The sequence below is a fragment of the Deinococcus soli (ex Cha et al. 2016) genome (genome assembly GCF_001007995.1).
Classification (GTDB): Bacteria; Deinococcota; Deinococci; order Deinococcales; family Deinococcaceae; genus Deinococcus; species Deinococcus soli.
In genome coordinates, this window is sequence record NZ_CP011389.1 from 2,496,469 (window position 1) to 2,516,705 (window position 20,237).

A 20,237-nucleotide genomic window follows, 5' to 3' on the forward strand; every position below is an offset into this window, starting at 1 on the left:
GGGCACAAAAGGACGTGCGCCGCCCGGGGAGGGAGCGGCGCACGTCCGTGTGGTGGTTCAGTCCTTGACGAGTTCGATGTCGGCCAGTTCGCTGATGGGCAGGCCCCACTTGTTCATGGCGTCGAAGAAGGGATCGGGGTCGAGCTGTTCGACGTTCCACACGCCGGGCTGCATCCACTCGCCCTGAAGCATGAGCATGGCGCCGATCATGGCGGGCACGCCGGTGGTGTAGCTGACGCCCTGCGCCTGCACCTCGCGGTAGCAGTCGGCGTGGTCCTTGACGTTGTACACGAAGTGCACCTTGGGCTGGCCGTCCTTGCCGATGCCCTTGGCCTGCACGCCGATGCAGGTCTGGCCGCTGTACCCGGCCGCCAGGGATTCGGGGGCGGGCAGCACGGCCTTCAGGAACTCGATCGGGGCGACCTTCATGCCGCGGAAGTCGATGGGTTCAATGGAGGTCATACCGATGCCCTCGAGGACGTTGAGGTGCTTGATGTACGCCTCGCCGAAGGTCATCCAGAAGCGGGCGCGCTTGATGGTCGGGAAGTGCTTGACGAGGGACTCGAGTTCCTCGTGGTACAGCACGAAGCTCTTGCGGGTGGCGACCTTGGGGTAGTAGATGTCCTGGCTGATTTCCAGAGGCTGGGTTTCGACCCACTGGCCGTTTTCCCAGTAGCGGCCGTTGGCGGTGATCTCGCGGATGTTGATTTCCGGGTTGAAGTTCGTGGCGAAGGCCTTGCCGTGGTTGCCGTTGTTGCAGTCCACGATGTCCAGGTAGTGGATTTCCTGGAAGTGGTGCTTGGCGTGCCAGGCGGTGAACGCCTGGGTGGCGCCGGGGTCGAAGCCGCAGCCGAGCAGCGCCATCAGGCCCTTGTCCTTGAAGCGGTCCTGATAGGCCCACTGCCAGGAGTACTCGAACTTGGCGACGTCCTTGGGTTCGTAGTTGGCGGTGTCGAGGTAGTGCACGCCGGTTTCCAGGCAGGCGTCCATGATGGTCAGGTCCTGGTAGGGCAGGGCGACGTTGATGACCATCTTGGGCCCGAAGTCGTTGATCAGTCCCACGAGTTCGGGGACGTTGTCCGCGTCGACGGTGGCGGTGGTGAACACGGCCTTGCTGTGGGGCATGTGCTCTTTGATCTCGGCGACGATCTTGTCGGCCTTGGCGACGGTGCGGGTGGCGATCAGCACTTCGGTGAAGACTTGATCGTTCTGGGCGCATTTCTTGGCGACGACGTTGGCGACGCCGCCCGCTCCGATGATGATGACCTTGCTCATGGGGGTCAGTGTACCCTGCCTGCCCGCGGCGCTAGGGTGAGGGGGTGAGTCCGCGTCCCCGCCCGTCTGCCCGACCGCCAACCAAGCCAACTGCCCAGCCTGCCGCCGCGCCGTCTGCCCGGCCGGGGGGGCCGGGGCTGCGGGCCGCCGGGGAGCTGCGCGAGGTGACGCCGGAGATGCGGGCGCGCAGCGTGCGGACGTTCGTGACGGTGCTGGTGGTGTTCTTCGCGCTGGTGGGTGTGGTGGTGGCGACCCTGGCGTGGCAGGGGCGGGGCGTGCGGGATTACGCGGCGCGGGTGGCGCAGGCGGCGCTGGCCGGGAAGCCGTCCCCGAACGTGGGGTTCACCCGTCCGTGCGGCGAGGTGGTGCCGGGTCCGCTGCCCGCGCAGGCGCAGTCGTGTGAGGTGCGGGTGGAGGGCGGCGCGGCGCGCGTGACGGTGGAGGTGCAGGGTGGGCGGGCGTACGTGATCCAGCGTCCATGAGTGTTCGGTAAAGGCCGGGTTTACAGAACGGCAGATTTCCCTCACGTTAATGAGAAGCCTTCCCAATAAGGTTGGGGAGTCCGACGCCCATCGCCCACCATTCCCACCCCTGACAGGAGTGCGCCATGCCCGACCAGAACGACAAGGCCTACGCCCCCACCGAATCCGCCGACATGCAGACCACCGCGCCCCAGGCGCCCGGCGCGCCGCTGACCAACCACTCCGGCAACCTCGCGCCCAGCAACACCAACAGCCTCACCGCCGGCGAGCGCGGCCCCGTCCTGCTCCAGGACTGGCACCTGCTGGAACGCATGGCGCACTTCAACCGCGAGCGCGTACCCGAACGCGTCGTGCACGCCAAGGGCAGCGGCGCCTTCGGCACCTTCCGAGTCACCCGCGCCATCCCGGAACTCACGGTCGCGAAACTCTTCCAGAAGGAAGGCGCCGAGTGCCGCATGCTGGCCCGCTTCAGCACCGTTGCCGGTGAACGCGGCTTCGCCGACACCGTCCGCGACCCGCGCGGCTTCGCGCTGAAGTTCTACACCGAGGACGGCAACTGGGATCTGGTCGGCAACAACACCCCGATCTTCTTCGTGCGCGACCCCATCAAATTCCAGGACTTCATTCACAGCCAGAAACGCCACCCGGTCACGGGCCGCCGCAGCAACGCCATGCAGTTCGACTTCTGGGGCCTGCGCCCCGAGAGCCTGCATCAGGTCATGTACCTGTTCGGCGACCGCGGCATTCCCCGCTCCTTCCGCTTCATGAACGGCTACTCCAGCCACACCTACAGCCTGTGGAACGACAAGGGCGAGCGCTTCTACGTGAAGTGGCACTTCCACAGCCAGCAGGGCGTGCAGAACATCACCGAGGACGTCGCCGCGCAGGTCGCCGCGAAGAACCCCGACTACCACTTCCAGGACCTGTTCGACGCCATCGAGCGCGGCGAGCACCCCAGGTGGACGGTCAGCATCCAGGTGATGCCCGAGAAGGACGCCGAGACGTACCACATCAACCCCTTCGACCTGACCAAGGTCTGGCCCCACGCGGACTACCCGCTGATGCAGGTCGGGGAGTTCGAGCTGAACGAGAACCCCCAGAACTACTTCGCGGAGATCGAGCAGGCCGCGTTCGAGCCCAGCAACCTCCCGCGCGGCTTCGGCGCCAGCCCCGACAAGATGCTCCAGGCGCGCCTGATGAGCTACGCCGACGCGCACCGTTACCGCATCGGCATCAACTACGCCGCGCTCCCGGTGAACAGGGCCGCCTGCCCGGTCATGACCTATCACCGCGACGGTCAGACCCGCTTCGACGGGAACTTCGGCGGTATGCCCGTGTACGAACCGAACTCGTACGGCGGCCCCGCCGTCGCGGATGGCACCCCGCAGGAACCCCCCATGCCGCTGGGCAGCCTTGCCGACCGCTACGGCTGGCCCGAGGACGACACCGACTACTACGGCCAGCCACGCGACCTGTACGCCGTCATGCAGCCGGATGAGAGAAAGCGCCTCGCCATGAACTTCGCCGGTGCGCTGGCCGACGTGCCTGGCTTCATCGCCGACCGCTTCATCGGGCACCTGGACCGGGTCTCCGCTGAACTGGCCGGGAACGTCCGGGCCGGCATTCAGCAGAAGAAGGCCGAGGGGCACCCGGAACTCAGCGGCATCCTCACCGAGACGCACACGAACGCCGCCGGGGGCGACCAGACCCCCTCGCGCGAGCTGGTCGTCGGCGCGGACGACTGAGCCGACTTCCTCCACAGACCCACCCTGACCGGGGTGGGTCTTTTCATTGACGCGGGAGGCCGCATGACCGGGCGTCCTGTAGTCATTCCCGCTGTACGAACCTTCAGGAAGGGTTCATACTTTTTATGGTCAAGATCACAGTTCATCCGGCACCGTTCGTTCGTGTGTCCGGCCTCTTCGCCGGTCCACAAGGGGGAAAACGTGTTTCCAGCTGCATTCGATTACATCCGCACCCACTCCGCAGAGGAAGCCCTGGCCGCACTGGCCCGGCACGGCAGTGACGCCCGCATCCTGGCCGGCGGGCAGAGCCTCATCCCGGCCATGCGCTACCGGCTGGCCCGCCCCACCGTGCTCGTCGACATCGGCCCGCTGAAAGAACTGAAATACCTGCGCGAGGACGGTGGGTACCTGCGCGTGGGCGCCATGACCGCCGACGTGACCCTGGAACGCGACGCGAACGTCCGCGCCCGCTACAGCCTCCTGACCGACACCGGCGACGTCGTCGCCGACCCGGTCGTGCGCTGCACCGGCACGGTCGTCGGCAGCCTGTGCCACAACGACCCCAGCGGCGACTGGGGCGCGGCGGCCCTCGCGGCCCGCGCCGTCGTGATCGTGCGCGGCCCCGAGGGTGAACGCGAGGTGCCCATCGACGAGTGGCTGGTGGACTCCTTCCAGACCGACCTGCGCGAGGGCGAGATGGCGACCGAGGTCCGCTTCCCCACGCCCGGCGAGCGCACCCACGGCGCGTACCAGAAGATCGAACGCAAGGTCGGCGACTACGCCACCGCCGCCGCCGCCGTGCAACTCACGCTGGACGAGCAGGGCCGCGTCACGCACGCGGGCGTCGCCCTGACCGCTGCCGGGCCACGCCCCGTGCGCGTCGAGGCCGCCGAACGCATCCTGGTTGGGCAGACCCTCACCGAGGCCCTGATCCAGGCCGCCGCCGAGGAAGCCCGGCTGGCCAGCGACCCGTTCGCGGACACGCGCGGCAGCGCCGAGTACAAGAAGGACATGGCCCGCGTGCTCGTCGCGCGCGGCCTGCGCCGCGCCGCCGGGCGCCTGAACGTCACCCTGGGAGCCACCGCATGACCACCGCCGAAACCGGAGCGAAGACCACCGTCACCCTGACCATCAACGGCCAGACCCACACCCAGAGCGTCGAGCCGCGCACCCTGCTCGCCTACGCCATCCGCGACACCGGCCTGAAGGGCACGCATGTCGGCTGCGACAGTTCCTCTTGCGGGTGCTGCGTGGTGCTGCTCGACGGAGACACCCCCGTGAAGTCCTGCACGATGTTCGCCGTGCAGGCCGAGGGCCGCGCGATCACCACCGTCGAGGGCCTCGGCGCGCCCGGCAACCTGCACCCCCTGCAGCAGGCGTTCTGGGACCAGCACGGCCTGCAGTGCGGGTACTGCACGCCCGGCATGCTCATGACCGCCAAGGCCATGCTGGAACACAACCCGGACCCCACCGATCAGGAGGTCCGCGAGTTCCTGGGCGGCAACCTGTGCCGCTGCACCGGCTACAACAACATCGTCAAGGCCGTCCAGCAGGCCGCGCGGGTCATGCGTGAGGACCAGGGCAGCCCCCTGGACGCCCTGACCGCCGCCGCCACCGGACAGGACACCGCCACGGGAGGCGCGCAGTGAGCACCGACACCAACAGCAGCGGCAACGGCAGCGGCGAGAAGCAGTGCTACAGCGTGGGCCGCAGCATGAAACGCAAGGAGGATCCGCGCTTCCTGACCGGCAACGGCAACTACGTGGACGACATCCGCCTGCCCGGCATGCTCAGCATGGTCATCGTGCACAGCCCCTACCCGCACGCCCGCATCCGCTCCATCGACAAGACGGCCGCGCTGGCCGTGCCCGGCGTGAAGGCCGTCATCACCGGCGAGGACCTCGTCGCGGCGAACCTCGGGTGGCTGCCCACCTTCCACGGCTTCGACAAGCAGATGGTCCTCGCCGTCGGCAAGGTTCTCTTCCAGCATCAGGAAGTCGCCGCCGTGTTCGCCGACACCCGCGAGGCCGCCCTGGACGCCGCCGAACTCGTCGAGGTGGACTACGACCCCCTCGACCCGGTCACCACGCCCTTCGACGCCATGAAGGACGAGGTCATCCTCCGCGACGACCGCGACCACAAGACCAACCACATCTACCACTGGGAAAGCGGCGACCGGGGCGGCACCGACGCCGCCCTGGACGGCGCCGAGATCACCGTCAACGAACGCGTGTACGCCCCGCGCTGCCACCCCGCCCCGCTGGAACCCTGCGGCTGCGTCGCGCAGTTCGACGCCATGGGCCGCCTGCACTTCCATGTGACCAGCCAGGCGCCGCACGTGTACCGCACCGCGATCTCCCTGGTGACCGGCATCCCCGAGGACAAGATCCGCGTGGTCGCGCCCGACATCGGCGGGGGTTTCGGCAACAAGGTTCCGGTGTACCCCGGGTACGTGTGCGCCATCGTCGGCGCGCTGATCCTCAAGACCCCCGTCAAGTGGATCGAGACCCGCACCGAGAACCTCACCACCACCGGCTTCGCCCGCGACTACCACATGGACGTCACCATCGGCGCGAACAAGGACGGCACCGTCACCGCCCTGAAGGTCCGGACCGTCGCCGACCACGGCGCATTCGACGCCGCCGCCGACCCCACCCAGTACCCCGCCGGGATGTTCGGCATCGTCACCGGCAGCTACGACTTCCCCGTCGCGTTCACCGAACTCGACGCGTACTTCACGAACAAGGCCCCCGGGGGTGTGGCGTACCGCTGCTCGTTCCGCGTGACGGAAGCCAGCTACGCCATCGAACGTGGCATGGACATTCTGGCCCGCAAACTCGACATGGACCCCGCCGACCTGCGCCGGAAGAACTTCGTGCACAAGGATGCCTTCCCGTACCAGAGCGCACTGGGCTTCACGTACGACAGCGGCGACTACGCCGGAACGCTCGACAAGGCCCTCACCCAGATCGGGTACGCCGACCTGCGCAAGGAACAGGCCGAGAAACGCGCCCGCGGCGAGTACATGGGCATCGGCATCAGCACCTTCACCGAAGTCGTCGGCGCCGGACCCAGCAAACACTTCGACATCCTGGGCATCAAGATGTTCGACTCCGCCGAGATCCGCATCCACCCCACCGGCACCGGCATCGTCCGCGCCGGCACCAAGAGCCAGGGCCAGGGCCACGAGACCACCTGGGCGCAGATCGTCTCCGAGGAACTCGGCCTGGACGCCGAGAACATCCTCGTGGAAGAAGGCGACACCGACACCGCCCCCTACGGCCTGGGCACCTACGCCAGCCGCAGCACCCCCGTCGCCGGAGCCGCCATCGCCCTGGCCGCCCGCCGCGTCCGCGAGAAGGCGAAGAAGGTCGCCGCGCACCTCCTTGAAGCGTCCCCCGACGACATCGAATGGACCGACCACACGTTCCAGGTCATGGGCGCCCCCGACCGCTCGGTGACCATGAAAGACGTCGCGTTCGCCGCGTACACCAACCCCGGCGACGGGAACGAACCCGGCCTGGAAGCCAGCCTGTACTACGACCCACCCAACATGACCTTCCCCCACGGCGCGTACATCGCCGTCGTGGACGTCGACGCCGACACCGGCGAGGTCAAGGTCCGCCGCTTCCTCGCCGTGGACGACTGCGGCACCGTCATCAACCCCATGATCGTCGAGGGACAGGTGCACGGCGGCCTCACCGAGGGCTTCGCCATCGCCTTCATGCAGGAAATCCCCTACGACGAACAGGGCAACAACCTCGCCCCGAACTTCATGGAGTACCTGATCCCCACCGCCGTCGAATCCCCCGTCTGGGAAACCGGCAGCACCGTCACCCCCAGCCCCCACCACCCCATCGGCGCCAAGGGCGTCGGCGAGAGCCCCAACGTCGGCAGCCCCGCCGCGTTCGTGAACGCCGTCATGGACGCCCTCGCCCCCCTGGGCGTCACGCACATCGACATGCCCCTGACCCGCGAGAAAGTCTGGCGCGCCGTCCGCGACGCCCGCGGGGCCGCCGCGAGCGACTGAACGAGGGCCCATGAGCTCTGAGCTCTGAGCTGTGAGCGCTGTTGCTCAGAGCCCATAGCTCAGAGCTCATGGCTTCCGAAGGAGACCGTATGACCTCTGATCCCCAGCGTCCCACCGGGGACACCGAATTCATTCCGGACCTGCCCGAGCGGCTGGCGGGGCTGGCGCGTGAGGGCGCGGCGGTGGTCGTGGCGACCGTCGTGTCGCGCCGCGCGCCGGTGTCGGCGCAGGTGGGCGACAAGGCGCTCATTCACGCGGACGGCCGCATGGAGGGCTTCGTGGGCGGCGCGTGCTCCCGTGAGATCGTGCGGCGGCAGGCGCTGCTGGCGCTCCAGGGCGGGCAGGCGCGACTGGTGCGGATCGTGCCGGGCGCCGCGCCGGACGCCGAGCACGCCTTCGCCGAGCGGGTCACGGTGCCGATGAACTGCGCGTCGGAAGGGCAGAGCGAGGTGTTCCTGGAACCGCTGCTGCCGCCGCGCCTGCTGGTCGTGGTGGGTCGCACGCCGGTCGCGCGGGCCATCGCCGCGCACGCCGCCCTGATGGGCGACCGGGTGTGGCGCGTGCTGGACGACGACGAGGTGCCGGACGAGCCGGACGCGGTGCCGCTGGGCGCCCTGACGGCGCGCCTGTCGGCCCTGCCTGCCGCGCAGCGCGCCCGCGTGCGGAGCGTCGTGGCGTCCCAGGGGCACTACGACGAAACGGCCCTGGAGGCGCTGCTGCGCGCCCAGCCGAACCCGGTGGGCCTGCTCGCCAGCGCGCGGCGCGCCGCGACCGTCCGCGAGACGCTCGCCATGCTCAGCGGCTTCAGGGAGGCGGACCTGGGCCGCGTCCGCGCGCCCGCAGGGCTGCACCTGGGCGCCCGCACCCCGCACGAGGTGGCGCTGAGCGTGCTGGCGGAACTCGTGCAACTCGACCGGGCCGGGCAGATTGCCTCCCCGCTGCCCGTCCCCGCCGCGCCGGAGGCCGAACCGACCCCGCCGCTCCCCGCACCACCCGCCGGGCTGGCCGCGCAGGTCATGGGCCTCACCGAACTGCCCGTCCTGACGGGCGGCACCGCCGTGGACCCCGTGTGCGGCATGACCGTCACCCTGCCCGCCAAACACACGGCGGACCACGCGGGCGTGACCTACGCATTCTGCTGCCCGCACTGCAAGGCACGCTTCCTGAAAGACCCCGCACGGTACCTCACGCCCGGCTGACGGGCGGCGGGCCGTACAGTGGCGGGCATGATCGCCGCCTTCCTGAATCCCGAGGGGACCCTGCTGCATGCCGGGTCCGACGAGCTGGACCGCGTCGCGTCGGGCCTGTCGAGCCTGCTGCGCGCCGCTGAGCTGATTCCCGTGACGGCGCTGGACGAGGAGGCGCTGCTGAACGTGCCCGCCGCGTTCACGTCCTGGCAGGTGCTGCTGCACGGCGCGGTGCTGCTCGACCCGGACGGTGCGGAGGACCCCGCGTGGCGCCGCCTGACCGTGGAGATGCTGGACGCCGCGCAGGGCGCGCTGGAACTGGCCGCGCAGGCGGCCGGGCACGTCAGCGCCCTGGCGCAGCTGGACCTGGACCTGACCCGCACCGAGCGGCACGGTCGGCTGCTGCGCGTGGAACTGCGCCACCCGTACGGCCTGCCCCGCCCGCTCGATCAGGCCGAGCGGGACCTGAACGACTGGCTGGTCGATGGGCCGCTGCGCGACACCCTGCGACTGGACCGCACGCCGGACGCGCTGCGGCTGCTGCCGCGCGACCTGCGCCCGGAACTCGCCGTGAACTACCTGCTGTCGCAGCTGGACGCCGAGTTCACACTGGGCGTCAGCGCCCTGCCGGGCGACGCGGCGTTCCTGGCGCTGTGCGACTACGCGATGGTGCCCGGCAGCGCGGACCTCCTCGACCCCGCACCAACCGAACGGGACGACGAGGAATAAGTGGGAGGGGGGCGCCGTGCCGAAGCAACCGCGCCCCCTTTTTTCAGGACGGTCAGTCGGCGTCGGGCAGGGCCTCGCGCCACTCGTGCGCCAGGGTCAGCGTGACCTGCGTGTTCAGGTCGGCGCTGCTCTGCCCGACGTGCAGGACGTACTCGCCGGGGTCGGCCACCCACGCCTGCGCCGCCACGTCGAAGTACGCGAGGTCGCGCGGGGTGACGGTCAGCACGGCGTCCCCGGTCTGGCCGGGGTTCAGGTGCATCTTCGCGAAGGCGCGCAGTTCCTTCAGCGGGCGGTCCACGCGGCCCCGCGGGGGTTGCACGTACAGCTGCGCAACGGTGCTGCCGGGCCGTGCTCCCGCGTTCGTGACCGGGACCGTCACGGTCGCCGTGTCCTGCGGGAACGCCGGGGCGTGCAGCCGTGCGGCGCCTAGCGTGAAGGTCGTGAAGCTCAGGCCGAAGCCGAACGGGAACATGGGCGCGACGCCCGAGCGGTCCACGTGGCGGTACCCGGTGTACAGGCCCTCGCGGTACTCGACGCGGCCGTGCTCGCCGGGGTACTGCACGTCCGGGGTCAGCGGGTGGGTGGGGTCGTCCGCCAGGGAGTGCGGGAACGTCTGCGGGAGGCGGCCCCCAGGTTCGGCCAGTCCGGTCAGGACGTCCGCGACGGCGTGCCCGACCTCCTGCCCCGCGAACCACGCCTGCATCACGGCGGGCACGCGGCTCAGCCACGGCATCTCGACCGGGCCGCCCGTCTGGAGGACCACCACGACGTTCGGGTTGACGTCCAACACGGCCTCCACCAGCGCGTCCTGATCGCCGGGCAGCGTGAGGCCCGCGCGGTCCACGCCCTCGGTCTCCCACTCGCCGGTCGTGCCGACGCACAGCACCACCCAGTCCGCCTGCGCGGCCAGGGCGACGGCGCGGGCCAGCCGGTCCCCGTCCGGACGGGCGCGGAAGCCCACCCGCACGGCGTTGAACGGCGTGATGCCGATATCCATGACGTGCGGCGTGTACTCCACGCTCAGCGTGTGCCGCCCGGCACTCAGGTGAACGGGCGCGCGGCGCTCGCCGGACCCGAACGAGAAGTACAGCTCCCCGATGCTCCAGTCCTCCCAGTTGTTCACGGTGGGCTGGCCGTCCACCGACAGGCGGCTGAGGCCCGCGCTGCCCAGGCTCACCTCGTACTCGCCGTCGTGCGGGGCGTCCACCGTGACGGTCAGGGTCGCGTGGAACGCGTCCGGGTTCACGCCGTCCGGGAGGCCGAAGAACATCACCTCCGCCTGCGGGCGCGTGTCCTGCCCGATCACCGGGCCGCCCGCCTGATCGCGGTACTCGATGCGCGTCTCGACCTGAGGCACCGGTAGGTACCGCTCGTTCCCGGTGCCCTCAGCACTGCCGATCACGCTCACGCGGCCCCCCTCGCGCAGCCCCTCGGTGGGGGAGACGCGGCGGTGGGCGTGCATCTGCGCGCTGCCGCCCCCCATCACCTGCGCCGACTCGGCGTTCGGGCCGATCACCGCCACCCGCACCCCAGCGGGCAGCGGCAGCGCGCCGCCGCTGTTCTTCAGCAGCACCAGCCCCTCGGCCCCCGCGCGGCGGATCAGGGCGCGCGTCTCGGGGTACTCGGTGTCCCGCTCGTGATCGTCCGCGACGTCCAGCGGCCCGGTCAGGGTGCCCGTGCGCGAGAGCAGGTGCAGCACCGCCCGCGCCCGCTCACGCACGCCCGCGCGGACCTCCGGGTCCGCCTGCGCCTGCGCCAGCAGCGGCTGTCTGGCCACGGCCGGGCCGGGCATCTCCAGATCCAGGCCCGCCAGGACCCCCTCGGCCGCCGAGTGCGTGCCGCCCCAGTCGCTCATGACCAGCCCCGTGAAGCCCCACTCGCGCCGCAGGACCTTCTGCAGCAGCCACGGATGCTGCGAGCAGTACGGGCCGTTCAGTCGGTTGTACGCCGTCATGATCGCCCAGGGCTGGGCCTCCTTCACCACGATCTCGAAGGGCCGCAGGTACAGTTCCCGCAGCGTCCGCTCGTCGATCACGGAATCGATCGTGCCGCGCTGGAATTCCGACTCGTTCCCCGCGAAGTGCTTCGGCGTGGCGCCCACCCCGCCCGCCTGGAGGCCCTGCACGTGCGCCGCCGCGAGCCGCCCGGTCAGGACCGGGTCCTCGGCGTAGTTCTCGAAGTTCCGGCCGTTCAGCGCCGAGCGGAACACGTTGATGGTCGGCGCCAGCAGCACGGTCGCGCCCTTGTCGCGCGCCTCACGCGCCAGCGACCCCCCGACCTCGCGCAGCAGGTCCACGTTCCACGTCGCGCCCAGCGCGATTCCCACCGGGTACGCCGCCGTGCGCCGACCCCCGATCAGCGGCCCACCGCCCCGCACGCCCGCCGGGCCGTCACTCACCTTCAGCGGCGGGATGTTCAGGCGCGGCACGGCGGCGGTGCGCCACGCGTCCGCGCCGGACAGCAGGGCCACCTGCTCTTCCAGCGTCAGCTGGTCCAGCAGGGCGTCGGGGTCGGTGTGGGTCACGGTCTGGGTCATGAGGCACCTCGGGAGAGCGGGGCAGGACGCTGAAACAGTTCAGTGATGTCCGGCAGCGTACACCTGAAACCGCTTTCACGGAAGAACCTGTCCGGACCGCGCGGACCTCGCTGCGGGGTGGAACTGATCCCCGCTGTCAGCGGCGGTTCTTCTTCCCGAACAGCCCGTCCACGGGCGCCGGGGACACCGCCCGCCCGATCAGGTCCACGGTTTCCGCGAGGGTAACGGTGAACACGCCCGCCTCGCCCCCGTCGGCCGCTTCTCGCCTCTGGCGGGAGCCGCTGCCGCCAGCGGGCTGGAGTGCGCCGGTGTGAATCAGCTTCAGCATGCGGGCGCGCAGCGCGACCTGCGCCGCACGGCCTGAACGCCGTCCGGATTTCGGCGCGTGTGACGCGCGGGGCCGCCATAATCACGAACGATGACCATTCTGGTGACGGGCGCGACCGGTTTCCTGGGCGGGGTGACGGCCCGGGAACTTGTGCGGGCCGGGCACGCCGTGACGGGCCTGGGCCGGGACGTGCACAGGGGCGCGGCGCTGGAGGCCGACGGCGTGCGGTTCGTGTCGGCCGACCTGCGCGGCGCCGACTGGGACGCCCTGCTGGCTGGGGTAGAGGGCGTGGTGCACGCGGCGGCCCGCTCGACCCTGTGGGGGCACGCGGCGGACTTCCACGCAGACAACGTGACCCCCAGCGCCGCGCTGGCCCGGGCGTGCGCGCGGCGGGGCGTGCGGCTGGTGCACGTCAGCACGCCCAGCGTGTACAACGCGACCGGATTCACGCAGGCGGTGCGGGAGGACACTCCGGTCGGCCCGCGCTTCGACAGTCTGTACGCCCGCAGCAAGTGGCAGGCGGAGCAGGCGGTGCGCGCCGCGCTGCCCGACGCGACCATCCTTCGCCCACGCGGCATCTACGGCGTGGGGGACACCAGCATCGTGCCCCGGCTGGCTGCCGCGCTGCGCGCCGGTCGCCTGCCGCGCCTGACCGGGCGGGAGGTCTGGACCGACCTGACCGATGTGCGCAACGTCGCCCACGCGATCACGCTGGCCCTGACCCGCCCCGCGCCCGGCGTGTTCAACGTGACCGACGGGCAGGCCATCCCGCTGTGGGCGACGCTGGACCGGCTGGCCGACACGCTGGGCGTGCCCAGACCGACCCAGCGTGTGCCCGCGCGGCTGCTGGAAGGGGTCGCGGCGGCGCTGGAACTCGGCGCGCGACTGCACCCCGACCGGCCCGAGCCGCCCCTGACCGCCAGCGGCGTGCGCCTGCTGACGCGGCCCATGACGCTGGACCTGACGCGCGCCCGCGAGCGGCTGGGCTACGCGCCGGTCGTCACGCCCGAGCAGGGCTTCGCGGACGTGTTCGCGGCCCTCAGGGCGGCACAGGCATGAGCGTCCGGGTCATCCCGCTGCGAGCGGGCGCGTGCCTGAACCTCGCGGCGATCACCGAACGCGGCGCGCCGTGGCGGGTGCAGGCGTACCCGGCGGGCTTCACGCTGATCCTGCACCCCACGCGCGGCCCCGTGCTGTTCGACACCGGCTACGGCGCGGGCGTGGTCGCCGCGATGCGCCGCTGGCCGGGCCTGATCTACGGCCTGATCACGCCCGTGCAGTGCGGCCCGCACGACTCCGCGCGCGAGCAGCTGCGCGTGCTGGGCTTCCCCCCGGACGAGGTCCGGCACGTGATCGTCTCTCACCTGCACGCCGATCACGTGGGCGGCCTGCGCGACTTCCCGCACGCGACCTTCCACCTCGACCGCCGCGCCTGGGACCCCCTGAGGGCGCTGCGGGGCGTGCGGGCGGTGCGCCGCGCGTACCTGCCGGAACTCCTCCCGGACGACTTCGAGGACCGCTGCGCGTGGCTGAACTTCAAGCCGGGCGGGGACGCCCTGGACCCCTTCGCGGAGGCCGCGGACGTCTTCGGGGACGGCCTGCTGCGCGCCGTGCCGCTCCCCGGACACGCGCCCGGCATGGTGGGCCTGCTGGCGCAGGAGGACGCGGGCCTGACCGTCCTGGCCGCCGACGCCGCCTGGAGCGTCCGCGCGGGCCGCGAGGCGCGCCCCGTGCACCCGCTGGCCCGCGTGGCGTTCCACGACCCGGCCCAGGAGGCTGCGAGCGGCGCGGCCCTGCGCGCCTTCCTGCACGCGAATCCCGGTGCGAGGCTGCACGTCAGCCACGACCACCCGGAGGACTGGCCGTGAGTGCCCTGCCCATCCTGCTGGGTGCGCTGGACGACGCCCGCCTGAACTTCCGCAGCCGCGCGGCGCTGGACCGCCATCAGGAGCGCCTCGCGCACGGGCACCTGCGCTGGGTGGCCGCGCACAGCCCCGCCGTCGCCGCCCGCTTCCGCGCCGCCGGGCTGCCCCTGAGCCGCTGGCGCGACCTGCCCCCCACCGACAAGGCCGCCATGCTCGCCACGTTCGACACGCTGAACACCGTGGGTGTCACGCTGGACCGTGCGCTGGCGGTCGGGCGGCAGGCGGAACGCACCCGCGATTTCACGCCCACCCTCGCCACGCCCGCCGGACCGGTCACGGTCGGCCTGTCCACCGGCACGAGCGGCACCCAGGGCGTCTTCCTGGTCAGCCGCGCCGAGCAGGCCCGCTGGGCCGGGACCGTGCTGCGCCACCTCCTGCCCGGCGGGCTGTGGGGGCTGCTGCGTCCGCAACGGGTCGCGTTCTTCCTGCGGGCCGACAGTCCCCTGTACCGCAGCGTCGGGCGCGGGCGGCTGGAGTTCCGCTTCTTCGACCTGCTGCGCCCCCTCCCCGACCTGGCCGCCGAGGCCCAGGCGTACGCGCCCACCCTGATCGTCGGGCCGCCCGGCGTGCTGCGCGCCCTGCACCGCACCGGCGCCCGGCTGCGCGCCCGGGTGATTAGCGTCGCGGAGGTCCTCGACCCCGACGACGAGGCCGCCCTGCGCGACTGGGGGGACGTCGTGCAGGTCTATCAGGCCACCGAGGGCCTGCTGGCCCTGCCGTGCCCGCACGGGTCGCTGCACCTGAACGAGGCGCACGTCCACTTCGACCTCGAACCCCTGGGGGACGGCCTGCACCGCCCGGTCATCACCGACCTGCGCCGCCGCGCTCAGCCGTTCATCCGCCACCGCCTCGACGACGCGCTGCGCCTCCACCCCGACCCGTGCCCGTGCGGGCAGGCCGCGCGCCGCGTGCACAGCATCGCGGGCCGCCAGGACGACGCGCTGTACCTGCCTGGACCGGCAGGGGAGAGCGTGACCGTCTGGCCGGACTTCCTGCGCGGTGCCCTCGCTGCCGTCCCCGACCTGCGCGAGTACCGCGCCGAGCAGACCGGCCCCGCCGCCCTCACGCTGCACCTCGACCCGCACACCCCCGACACCCGGGCCAGCGCCCTGCGCGCCGTCCGGGACGCCCTGCACCGCAGCCACGCCGACCCAGAGCGCCTCACCCTCGACACCCGCCCCCTCGACCCGACCCCGCCCGGCACCAAACGCCGCCGCGTCACCCGAACCTGGAGGCCCGCATGAACCCACCCGACACCATCCTCGGCGTGCGCCTCCTCGCCACCGCACACGCCCTCCCCGCACGCCGCGTCCCCACCGCCGAGGTCGCCCGCCTGTGCCACGTCCCCGAAGCGATCGCCCTGAAACGCAGCGGCGTCCACGAACGACGCTGGCTCTCTGGGCAGGAAACCGCCCTGACCCTCGGCACGCAGGCCGCCCACGAAGCCCTGAACCGCGCGCACCTGAACGTCAACGACGTGGACGTCCTCCTGAACGCCAGCGGCAGCCAGCTGCAACCCATCCCCGACGGCGCCGCCCTCTACGCCCGCGAACTCGGCCTCACCGGCGCCGCCACGTACTCCCTGCACGGCACCTGCCTCAGCTTCCTCCTCGCCCTCCAGCACGCCGCCCTCCTCATCCACACCCATCAGGCCCGGCACGTCCTCATCATCAGCAGCGAAGGCGGCAGCGTCGGCCTCAACCCCAGACAACCCGAAAGCACCCTCCTGATCGGCGACGGCGCCGCCGCCATCCTCCTCGGCCCACCCACCCGCCCCGGCCAGGGCCTGCACGCCACGCGCATCGAAACGCACCCCGCCGGAGCCGACCACACCCGCATCACCGGCGGCGGCACCCTCCGCCACCCCAACCACCCAGCCGCCGCCCCCACCGACTTCACCTTCGACATGCAGGGCCTCCAGGTCCTCAAACTCGCCAGCCGCGTCGTCCCCCCCTTCCTCGAACGCCTCCGCCCCGGCCTCAGCAGCGGCCTGCCCGGCATCACCCGCGTCATCCCACACCAAGCCAGCCAGGCGGGCCTCGACCTGCTGTGCCGCTACAACTGGCCCGAGGAACAGGTCGAGGTCACCCTCCGCACCCTGGGCAACGTCATCGCCGCCAGCCTCCCCCTCACGCTGCATCAGGCGGTCGAGGCGGGGCGGCTGAAGGAGGGCGACACCGCGCTGCTCGTGGGGACCGGGGCGGGGTTGATCGCGGGTGGGGTGATCTGGGAGTTGTAACGGGGTTGGTCTGTGCGTTGCCCCACCCCCCAGCCCCCTCCCCCAGAGGGGCAGGGGGAGCGGCGTTGCACTGGGCAAGAGTTTTGACTGTGCGGCGAAGGTGCATTGGACGGTGACGTGTTCGGCCTTGACGCCATCCTCCGCGCCCCCGCAAGGCCCGCGCGCTGCGCGCACGACGGCCGGTGGCAGTCAGCGGTCAGTCGCTGTGGTGGGACGTTTCGGGCCGCTGATCTACTTTTCTCGATTTGGCAGGAGCATGTGTTCAAGGCTCCCCTTGAGGGGAGCTGTCGCCGTAGGCGACTGAGGGGTCCCGCTGCGCAGCAGCCTCCCTTCACACTCCCCCTTCCTGTACAGCGCCCCGGCGTGGTGTGGGTGGGCGGGCTACGCTGGCGGCATGAGTGCGGATGGCCTGCCGGAGAAGTTTGACGTGATCGTGCATCCCGCCGCCGAGTTGCGGGGAGAGTTGCGGGCGCAGCCGAGCAAGAACTACACGACGCGGTACCTGCTGGCGGCGGCGCTGGCGGCTGGGGAGTCGCGGGTGGTGGGCGTGGCGACCAGCGAGGACGCCGAAGCGATGCTGCGCTGCCTGGAGGACTGGGGTGCGGGTGTGGAGCTGGTGGGTGGGGACGCCGTGATCCGGGGCTTCGGGAGCAGTCCGCGTGCGGGTGTGACGCTGAATCCGGGGAATGCGGGGGCGGTGGCGCGCTTCCTGATGGGCGTGGCGGCCCTGACGACCGGCACGGCGTTCGTGACGGACTACCCGGATTCGCTGGGCAGGCGGCCGCAGGGGGACCTGCTGGAGGCCCTGTCGCGCCTGGGTGCGCGCGTGCAGAGCCGGGAGGGGACGCTGCCGGTGTCCATCTCGGGTCCGGTGCGGGGCGGCGTGGTGGAGGTCAGTGCGGAGCGCAGCAGCCAGTACGCCAGCGCGCTGATGTTCCTGGGGCCGCTGCTGCCCGGCGGGCTGGAGCTTCGCCTGACGGGGAACATCAAGAGCCACGCGCCGCTGCGGCAGACGCTGGACACCCTGGCGGCGTTCGGGGTGCAGGCGTCCGCCAGTGACGACCTGAGCCGCATCACGATTCCGGGTGGGCAGGCGTACCGGGCGGGCCGCGTGCTCGTGCCCGGGGATTACCCGGGCAGCGCGGCGATTCTCGCGGCGGCGGCCACCCGTCCCGGCGAGCTGCGCCTGTCGAACCTCCGCGAGCACGACCTGCAGGGCGAGCGGGAGGCCCTGGACGTCCTGCGCGAGATGGGCGCCGACCTGACCCGCGAGGGCGACACGGTGGTCGTGCGCGGCGGGCGGCCCCTGCACGCGGTCACGCGCGACGGGGACGGCTTCACGGACGCCGTGCAGGCCCTTACGGCGGCGGCGGCGCTGGCCGAGGGCACGACCACCTGGGAGAACGTGTCCACGCTGCGCCTGAAGGAATGTGACCGCATCAGCGACACGCGCCGCGAACTGGAGGCGCTGGGCCTGACCGTCACCGAGACGCAGGACAGCCTGACCGTCACGGGCACGCCCAGTCTCGCCGGGGGGGTCACGGCCGACGGGCACGGCGACCACCGCATGATCATGCTGCTGACCGTGCTGGGCCTGGGCGCGCAATCTCCCATCCGGATCACGGGCGCGCACCACATCCGCAAGAGCTACCCGATGTTCTTCCGGCACCTCGAAACGCTCGGGGCGAGGTTCGAGTACCCGGAAGCCACGCGCGCCTGATCCCGTTCGGCTGCGACGCCGCAGAGCCACCCCCGGATGAGGGTGGCTTTTTCCGTCTGGGACGACGTGGATGGGGTGTTCATGGAGCGCGTCCAGAAGCTGATGTGGGACGTCTGCCCCGTTCCTATGCTGGAGCGAGCTGGGCGGTGGGTCATTAGCATGCCCGGCCGGATCGACGCAAGGGCACCTGAGCGGCGCAGCGCGTGCCCGTCACGGCAGAATCCTGAGCAGTGCCCTTCACAGGAGGTTGTATCCATGACGCAGTTCAGCAACCCGGATATCGTCGGTGATTCCCCCGCCTGGCTGAGTTTCATCTGGATCGCGTTCACGACCGCGCTGGGCCTGATGATCCTGGGCATCTACTTCATTCCGGTGGACTGGTGGATCAAGGGGTACCTGTACATGGGGACGCTGTTCCTGACCGCCAGCACCCTGACCCTCTCCAAGAGTCTGCGCGACCGGCACGAGCACGAACGGCTCGTGAACCGCGTCAAGAGTGCCCGGACCGAGCAGGTGCTCAGCAAGTTCGACACCTGACGGACTGATCCGGGATTCAAGTGATTCCACGTCATCCGGAGGCGCCCGGTGGCCCCCTCACCCTTCCGCCCTGTCGCTCCTCAGCTGCGCAGCTCTTCGAGTCCTTCCCTCACTGCTCCGCAGCTCTGTGAGTTCCGCAGCGGGAGAGAGGACAGCGGAACGCGACCACGGTCGAGGCGAGTCACTTGAATTCCGTATGACCGGACCTCCGGCCCGTGAAGCCGCACTTGAGCGCGCCGGTATGCCGGACTCATGAGCGGCTGATCTGCTGGGAGTATGCCCTCAATCCGACTGGCCTTCCCGGCGGCGCTGGCCGCCACGACCCTCGCCCTGCTGGGCACTGGCTGCGCGCAGAGCAGCACTGGCGTGGCGCAGAGCCTCAAGGTGCCCGCCGGATTTCAGGTGAACCTGTACGCAGACGGATTCAAAAAGCCGCGTTTCATGGTGGTGGCCAGCAACGGAGACGTCCTGCTGAGCGACACCGGCGCCGGGACCGTGTACGTCCTGCCGGACCGCAACCGCGACGGGAAGGCCGACGGGAAGCAGGTATTCGCCAGCGGGTTGAACCAGCCGCACGGCCTCGCCCTGCGGGACGGATACCTGTACGTGGCGAACACGGACGGCGTGGTGCGCTTCCCCTATAAGGCCGGGGATTTGAAGGCCAGCGCCGCGCCCACGAAACTGGTGGACCTGCCGGGTGGCGGCGGGCACTCCACCCGCACGGTGGAGTTCGGCCCGGACGGGCGGATGTACGTGTCGGTGGGCAGCACCTGCAACGTCTGCGAGGAGAGTGACCCGAAACGCGCCGCGATCTGGGTGTACGACGCCGACGGGAAGAACGGCAGGCCCTACGCGACCGGCCTGCGCAACGCGGTGGGGCTGGAGTGGTTCGGCGGGCAGCTGTACGCCACGAACAACGGCCGCGACCAGCTGGGCGACGACCTCCCGCCCGAGGGGTTCTACAGGGTCAAGCAGGGTGGGTTCTACGGCTGGCCGTACTGCTACACCACCCAGCCCGGACAGGCGCAGGTGTGGGACAAGGACTTCGGGCGCAAGTCGGCCGACACCTGCAAGGCCGCCACGCCCGCCTTCGCGCTGACCACCGCGCACGCCGCGCCGCTGGGCCTGGCGTTCTACACCGGGAAGACCTTCCCCGCCGCGTACCGTGGGCAGATGTTCGTGGCGCTGCACGGCAGCTGGAACCGCAGCGAGAAGAGCGGCTACAAGGTGATCACCATCGATCCGCAGACCGGGCGGGTCACAGACTTCCTGACCGGCTTCCTGCGCGGGCAGAACGTGGTGGGCCGCCCGGTGGACCTGGCGGTCGCGGCGGACGGCTCGCTGCTGCTGACCGACGATGGCGAGGGCCGCATCTGGCGCATCCAGGCCCGCTGATCCGGGTGGGTGGCTGGAGGCCGCTGGGCTGTCCAGCCGACCCGCCGCTCTGTGCTGGTCTGCGGATTCAGGATCAGGCGGGGCGCGGTACACTGGAGGGCGTGTTTGT

The 20,237-nt window shown here is 71.0% G+C and carries 17 protein-coding genes; 14 read left to right on the forward strand and 3 right to left on the reverse strand.

What is annotated here, in order from left to right; all coding sequences use genetic code 11:
• Window positions 1-57: 57 nt before the first annotated feature.
• The gene (locus tag SY84_RS12190) at window positions 58-1,275 is read right to left on the reverse strand and encodes a saccharopine dehydrogenase family protein (RefSeq protein ID WP_046844235.1); all 1,218 of its coding nucleotides are present in this window, start codon (window positions 1,273-1,275) and stop codon (window positions 58-60) included.
• Window positions 1,276-1,319: 44 nt separating this feature from the next.
• Between SY84_RS12190 and SY84_RS12195 the strand changes: the two genes are divergently transcribed.
• The 7 genes from SY84_RS12195 to SY84_RS12225 all read left to right on the forward strand — a co-directional run bounded on the left by SY84_RS12195 (window position 1,320) and on the right by SY84_RS12225 (window position 9,448).
• Window positions 1,320-1,757 (forward strand): hypothetical protein, encoded by a 438-nt coding sequence (locus SY84_RS12195; RefSeq protein ID WP_157882978.1) that lies wholly within the window; start codon window positions 1,320-1,322, stop codon window positions 1,755-1,757.
• 125 nt (window positions 1,758-1,882) lie between these two features.
• A complete protein-coding gene (locus tag SY84_RS12200) occupies window positions 1,883-3,502 on the forward strand; it encodes a catalase (RefSeq protein ID WP_211117112.1) in 1,620 nt (539 codons plus the stop codon).
• Between the two features lie 201 nt (window positions 3,503-3,703).
• A complete protein-coding gene (locus SY84_RS12205; protein WP_046844236.1) occupies window positions 3,704-4,591 on the forward strand; it encodes an FAD binding domain-containing protein in 888 nt (295 codons plus the stop codon).
• Entirely contained in the window at window positions 4,588-5,151 is a 564-nt protein-coding gene (locus SY84_RS12210) for a (2Fe-2S)-binding protein (protein ID WP_046844237.1), read from the forward strand. The genes SY84_RS12205 and SY84_RS12210 overlap by 4 nt, the downstream gene beginning before the upstream one ends.
• Window positions 5,148-7,532, forward strand: coding sequence for an aerobic carbon-monoxide dehydrogenase large subunit (locus SY84_RS12215; protein WP_211117113.1), 2,385 nt, complete (start codon window positions 5,148-5,150; stop codon window positions 7,530-7,532). Before SY84_RS12210 ends, SY84_RS12215 begins: the two co-directional genes overlap by 4 nt.
• Window positions 7,533-7,621: 89 nt before the next feature.
• Window positions 7,622-8,731 carry an XdhC family protein gene (locus SY84_RS12220; protein WP_046844238.1) on the forward strand — a complete coding sequence of 370 codons (1,110 nt, stop codon included), beginning with the start codon at window positions 7,622-7,624 and terminating at the stop codon, window positions 8,729-8,731.
• Between the two features lie 27 nt (window positions 8,732-8,758).
• A complete protein-coding gene (locus SY84_RS12225; protein ID WP_046844239.1) occupies window positions 8,759-9,448 on the forward strand; it encodes a hypothetical protein in 690 nt (229 codons plus the stop codon).
• Window positions 9,449-9,500: 52 nt separating this feature from the next.
• Here SY84_RS12225 and SY84_RS12230 read toward each other — a convergent pair whose 3' ends face one another.
• The gene (locus SY84_RS12230; protein ID WP_046844240.1) at window positions 9,501-11,984 is read right to left on the reverse strand and encodes a glycoside hydrolase family 3 C-terminal domain-containing protein; all 2,484 of its coding nucleotides are present in this window, start codon (window positions 11,982-11,984) and stop codon (window positions 9,501-9,503) included.
• 136 nt (window positions 11,985-12,120) lie between these two features.
• Complete coding sequence (locus tag SY84_RS12235) at window positions 12,121-12,312, reverse strand: hypothetical protein (RefSeq protein ID WP_046844241.1); 192 nt, start codon at window positions 12,310-12,312, stop codon at window positions 12,121-12,123.
• 90 nt (window positions 12,313-12,402) lie between these two features.
• Here SY84_RS12235 and SY84_RS12240 point away from each other — a divergent pair, with 90 nt between their 5' ends.
• The 7 genes from SY84_RS12240 to SY84_RS12270 all read left to right on the forward strand — a co-directional run bounded on the left by SY84_RS12240 (window position 12,403) and on the right by SY84_RS12270 (window position 20,128).
• A complete protein-coding gene (locus SY84_RS12240) occupies window positions 12,403-13,371 on the forward strand; it encodes an NAD-dependent epimerase/dehydratase family protein (RefSeq protein WP_046844242.1) in 969 nt (322 codons plus the stop codon).
• Window positions 13,368-14,180 carry an MBL fold metallo-hydrolase gene (locus SY84_RS12245; protein ID WP_046844243.1) on the forward strand — a complete coding sequence of 271 codons (813 nt, stop codon included), beginning with the start codon at window positions 13,368-13,370 and terminating at the stop codon, window positions 14,178-14,180. Before SY84_RS12240 ends, SY84_RS12245 begins: the two co-directional genes overlap by 4 nt.
• The gene (locus tag SY84_RS12250; RefSeq protein ID WP_046844244.1) at window positions 14,177-15,481 is read left to right on the forward strand and encodes a F390 synthetase-related protein; all 1,305 of its coding nucleotides are present in this window, start codon (window positions 14,177-14,179) and stop codon (window positions 15,479-15,481) included. Before SY84_RS12245 ends, SY84_RS12250 begins: the two co-directional genes overlap by 4 nt.
• A complete protein-coding gene (locus SY84_RS12255) occupies window positions 15,478-16,476 on the forward strand; it encodes a 3-oxoacyl-ACP synthase III family protein (RefSeq protein ID WP_046844245.1) in 999 nt (332 codons plus the stop codon). Before SY84_RS12250 ends, SY84_RS12255 begins: the two co-directional genes overlap by 4 nt.
• 394 nt (window positions 16,477-16,870) lie before the next feature.
• A complete protein-coding gene (aroA, locus tag SY84_RS12260) occupies window positions 16,871-18,196 on the forward strand; it encodes a 3-phosphoshikimate 1-carboxyvinyltransferase (RefSeq protein ID WP_046844246.1) in 1,326 nt (441 codons plus the stop codon).
• Window positions 18,197-18,451: 255 nt separating this feature from the next.
• Window positions 18,452-18,733 carry a YiaA/YiaB family inner membrane protein gene (locus SY84_RS12265; protein WP_046844247.1) on the forward strand — a complete coding sequence of 94 codons (282 nt, stop codon included), beginning with the start codon at window positions 18,452-18,454 and terminating at the stop codon, window positions 18,731-18,733.
• Window positions 18,734-19,009: 276 nt separating this feature from the next.
• Window positions 19,010-20,128: a PQQ-dependent sugar dehydrogenase gene (locus SY84_RS12270; protein WP_046844248.1), complete on the forward strand. Its 1,119-nt coding sequence runs from the start codon at window positions 19,010-19,012 to the stop codon at window positions 20,126-20,128.
• The last annotated feature ends 109 nt before the right edge of the window (window positions 20,129-20,237 follow it).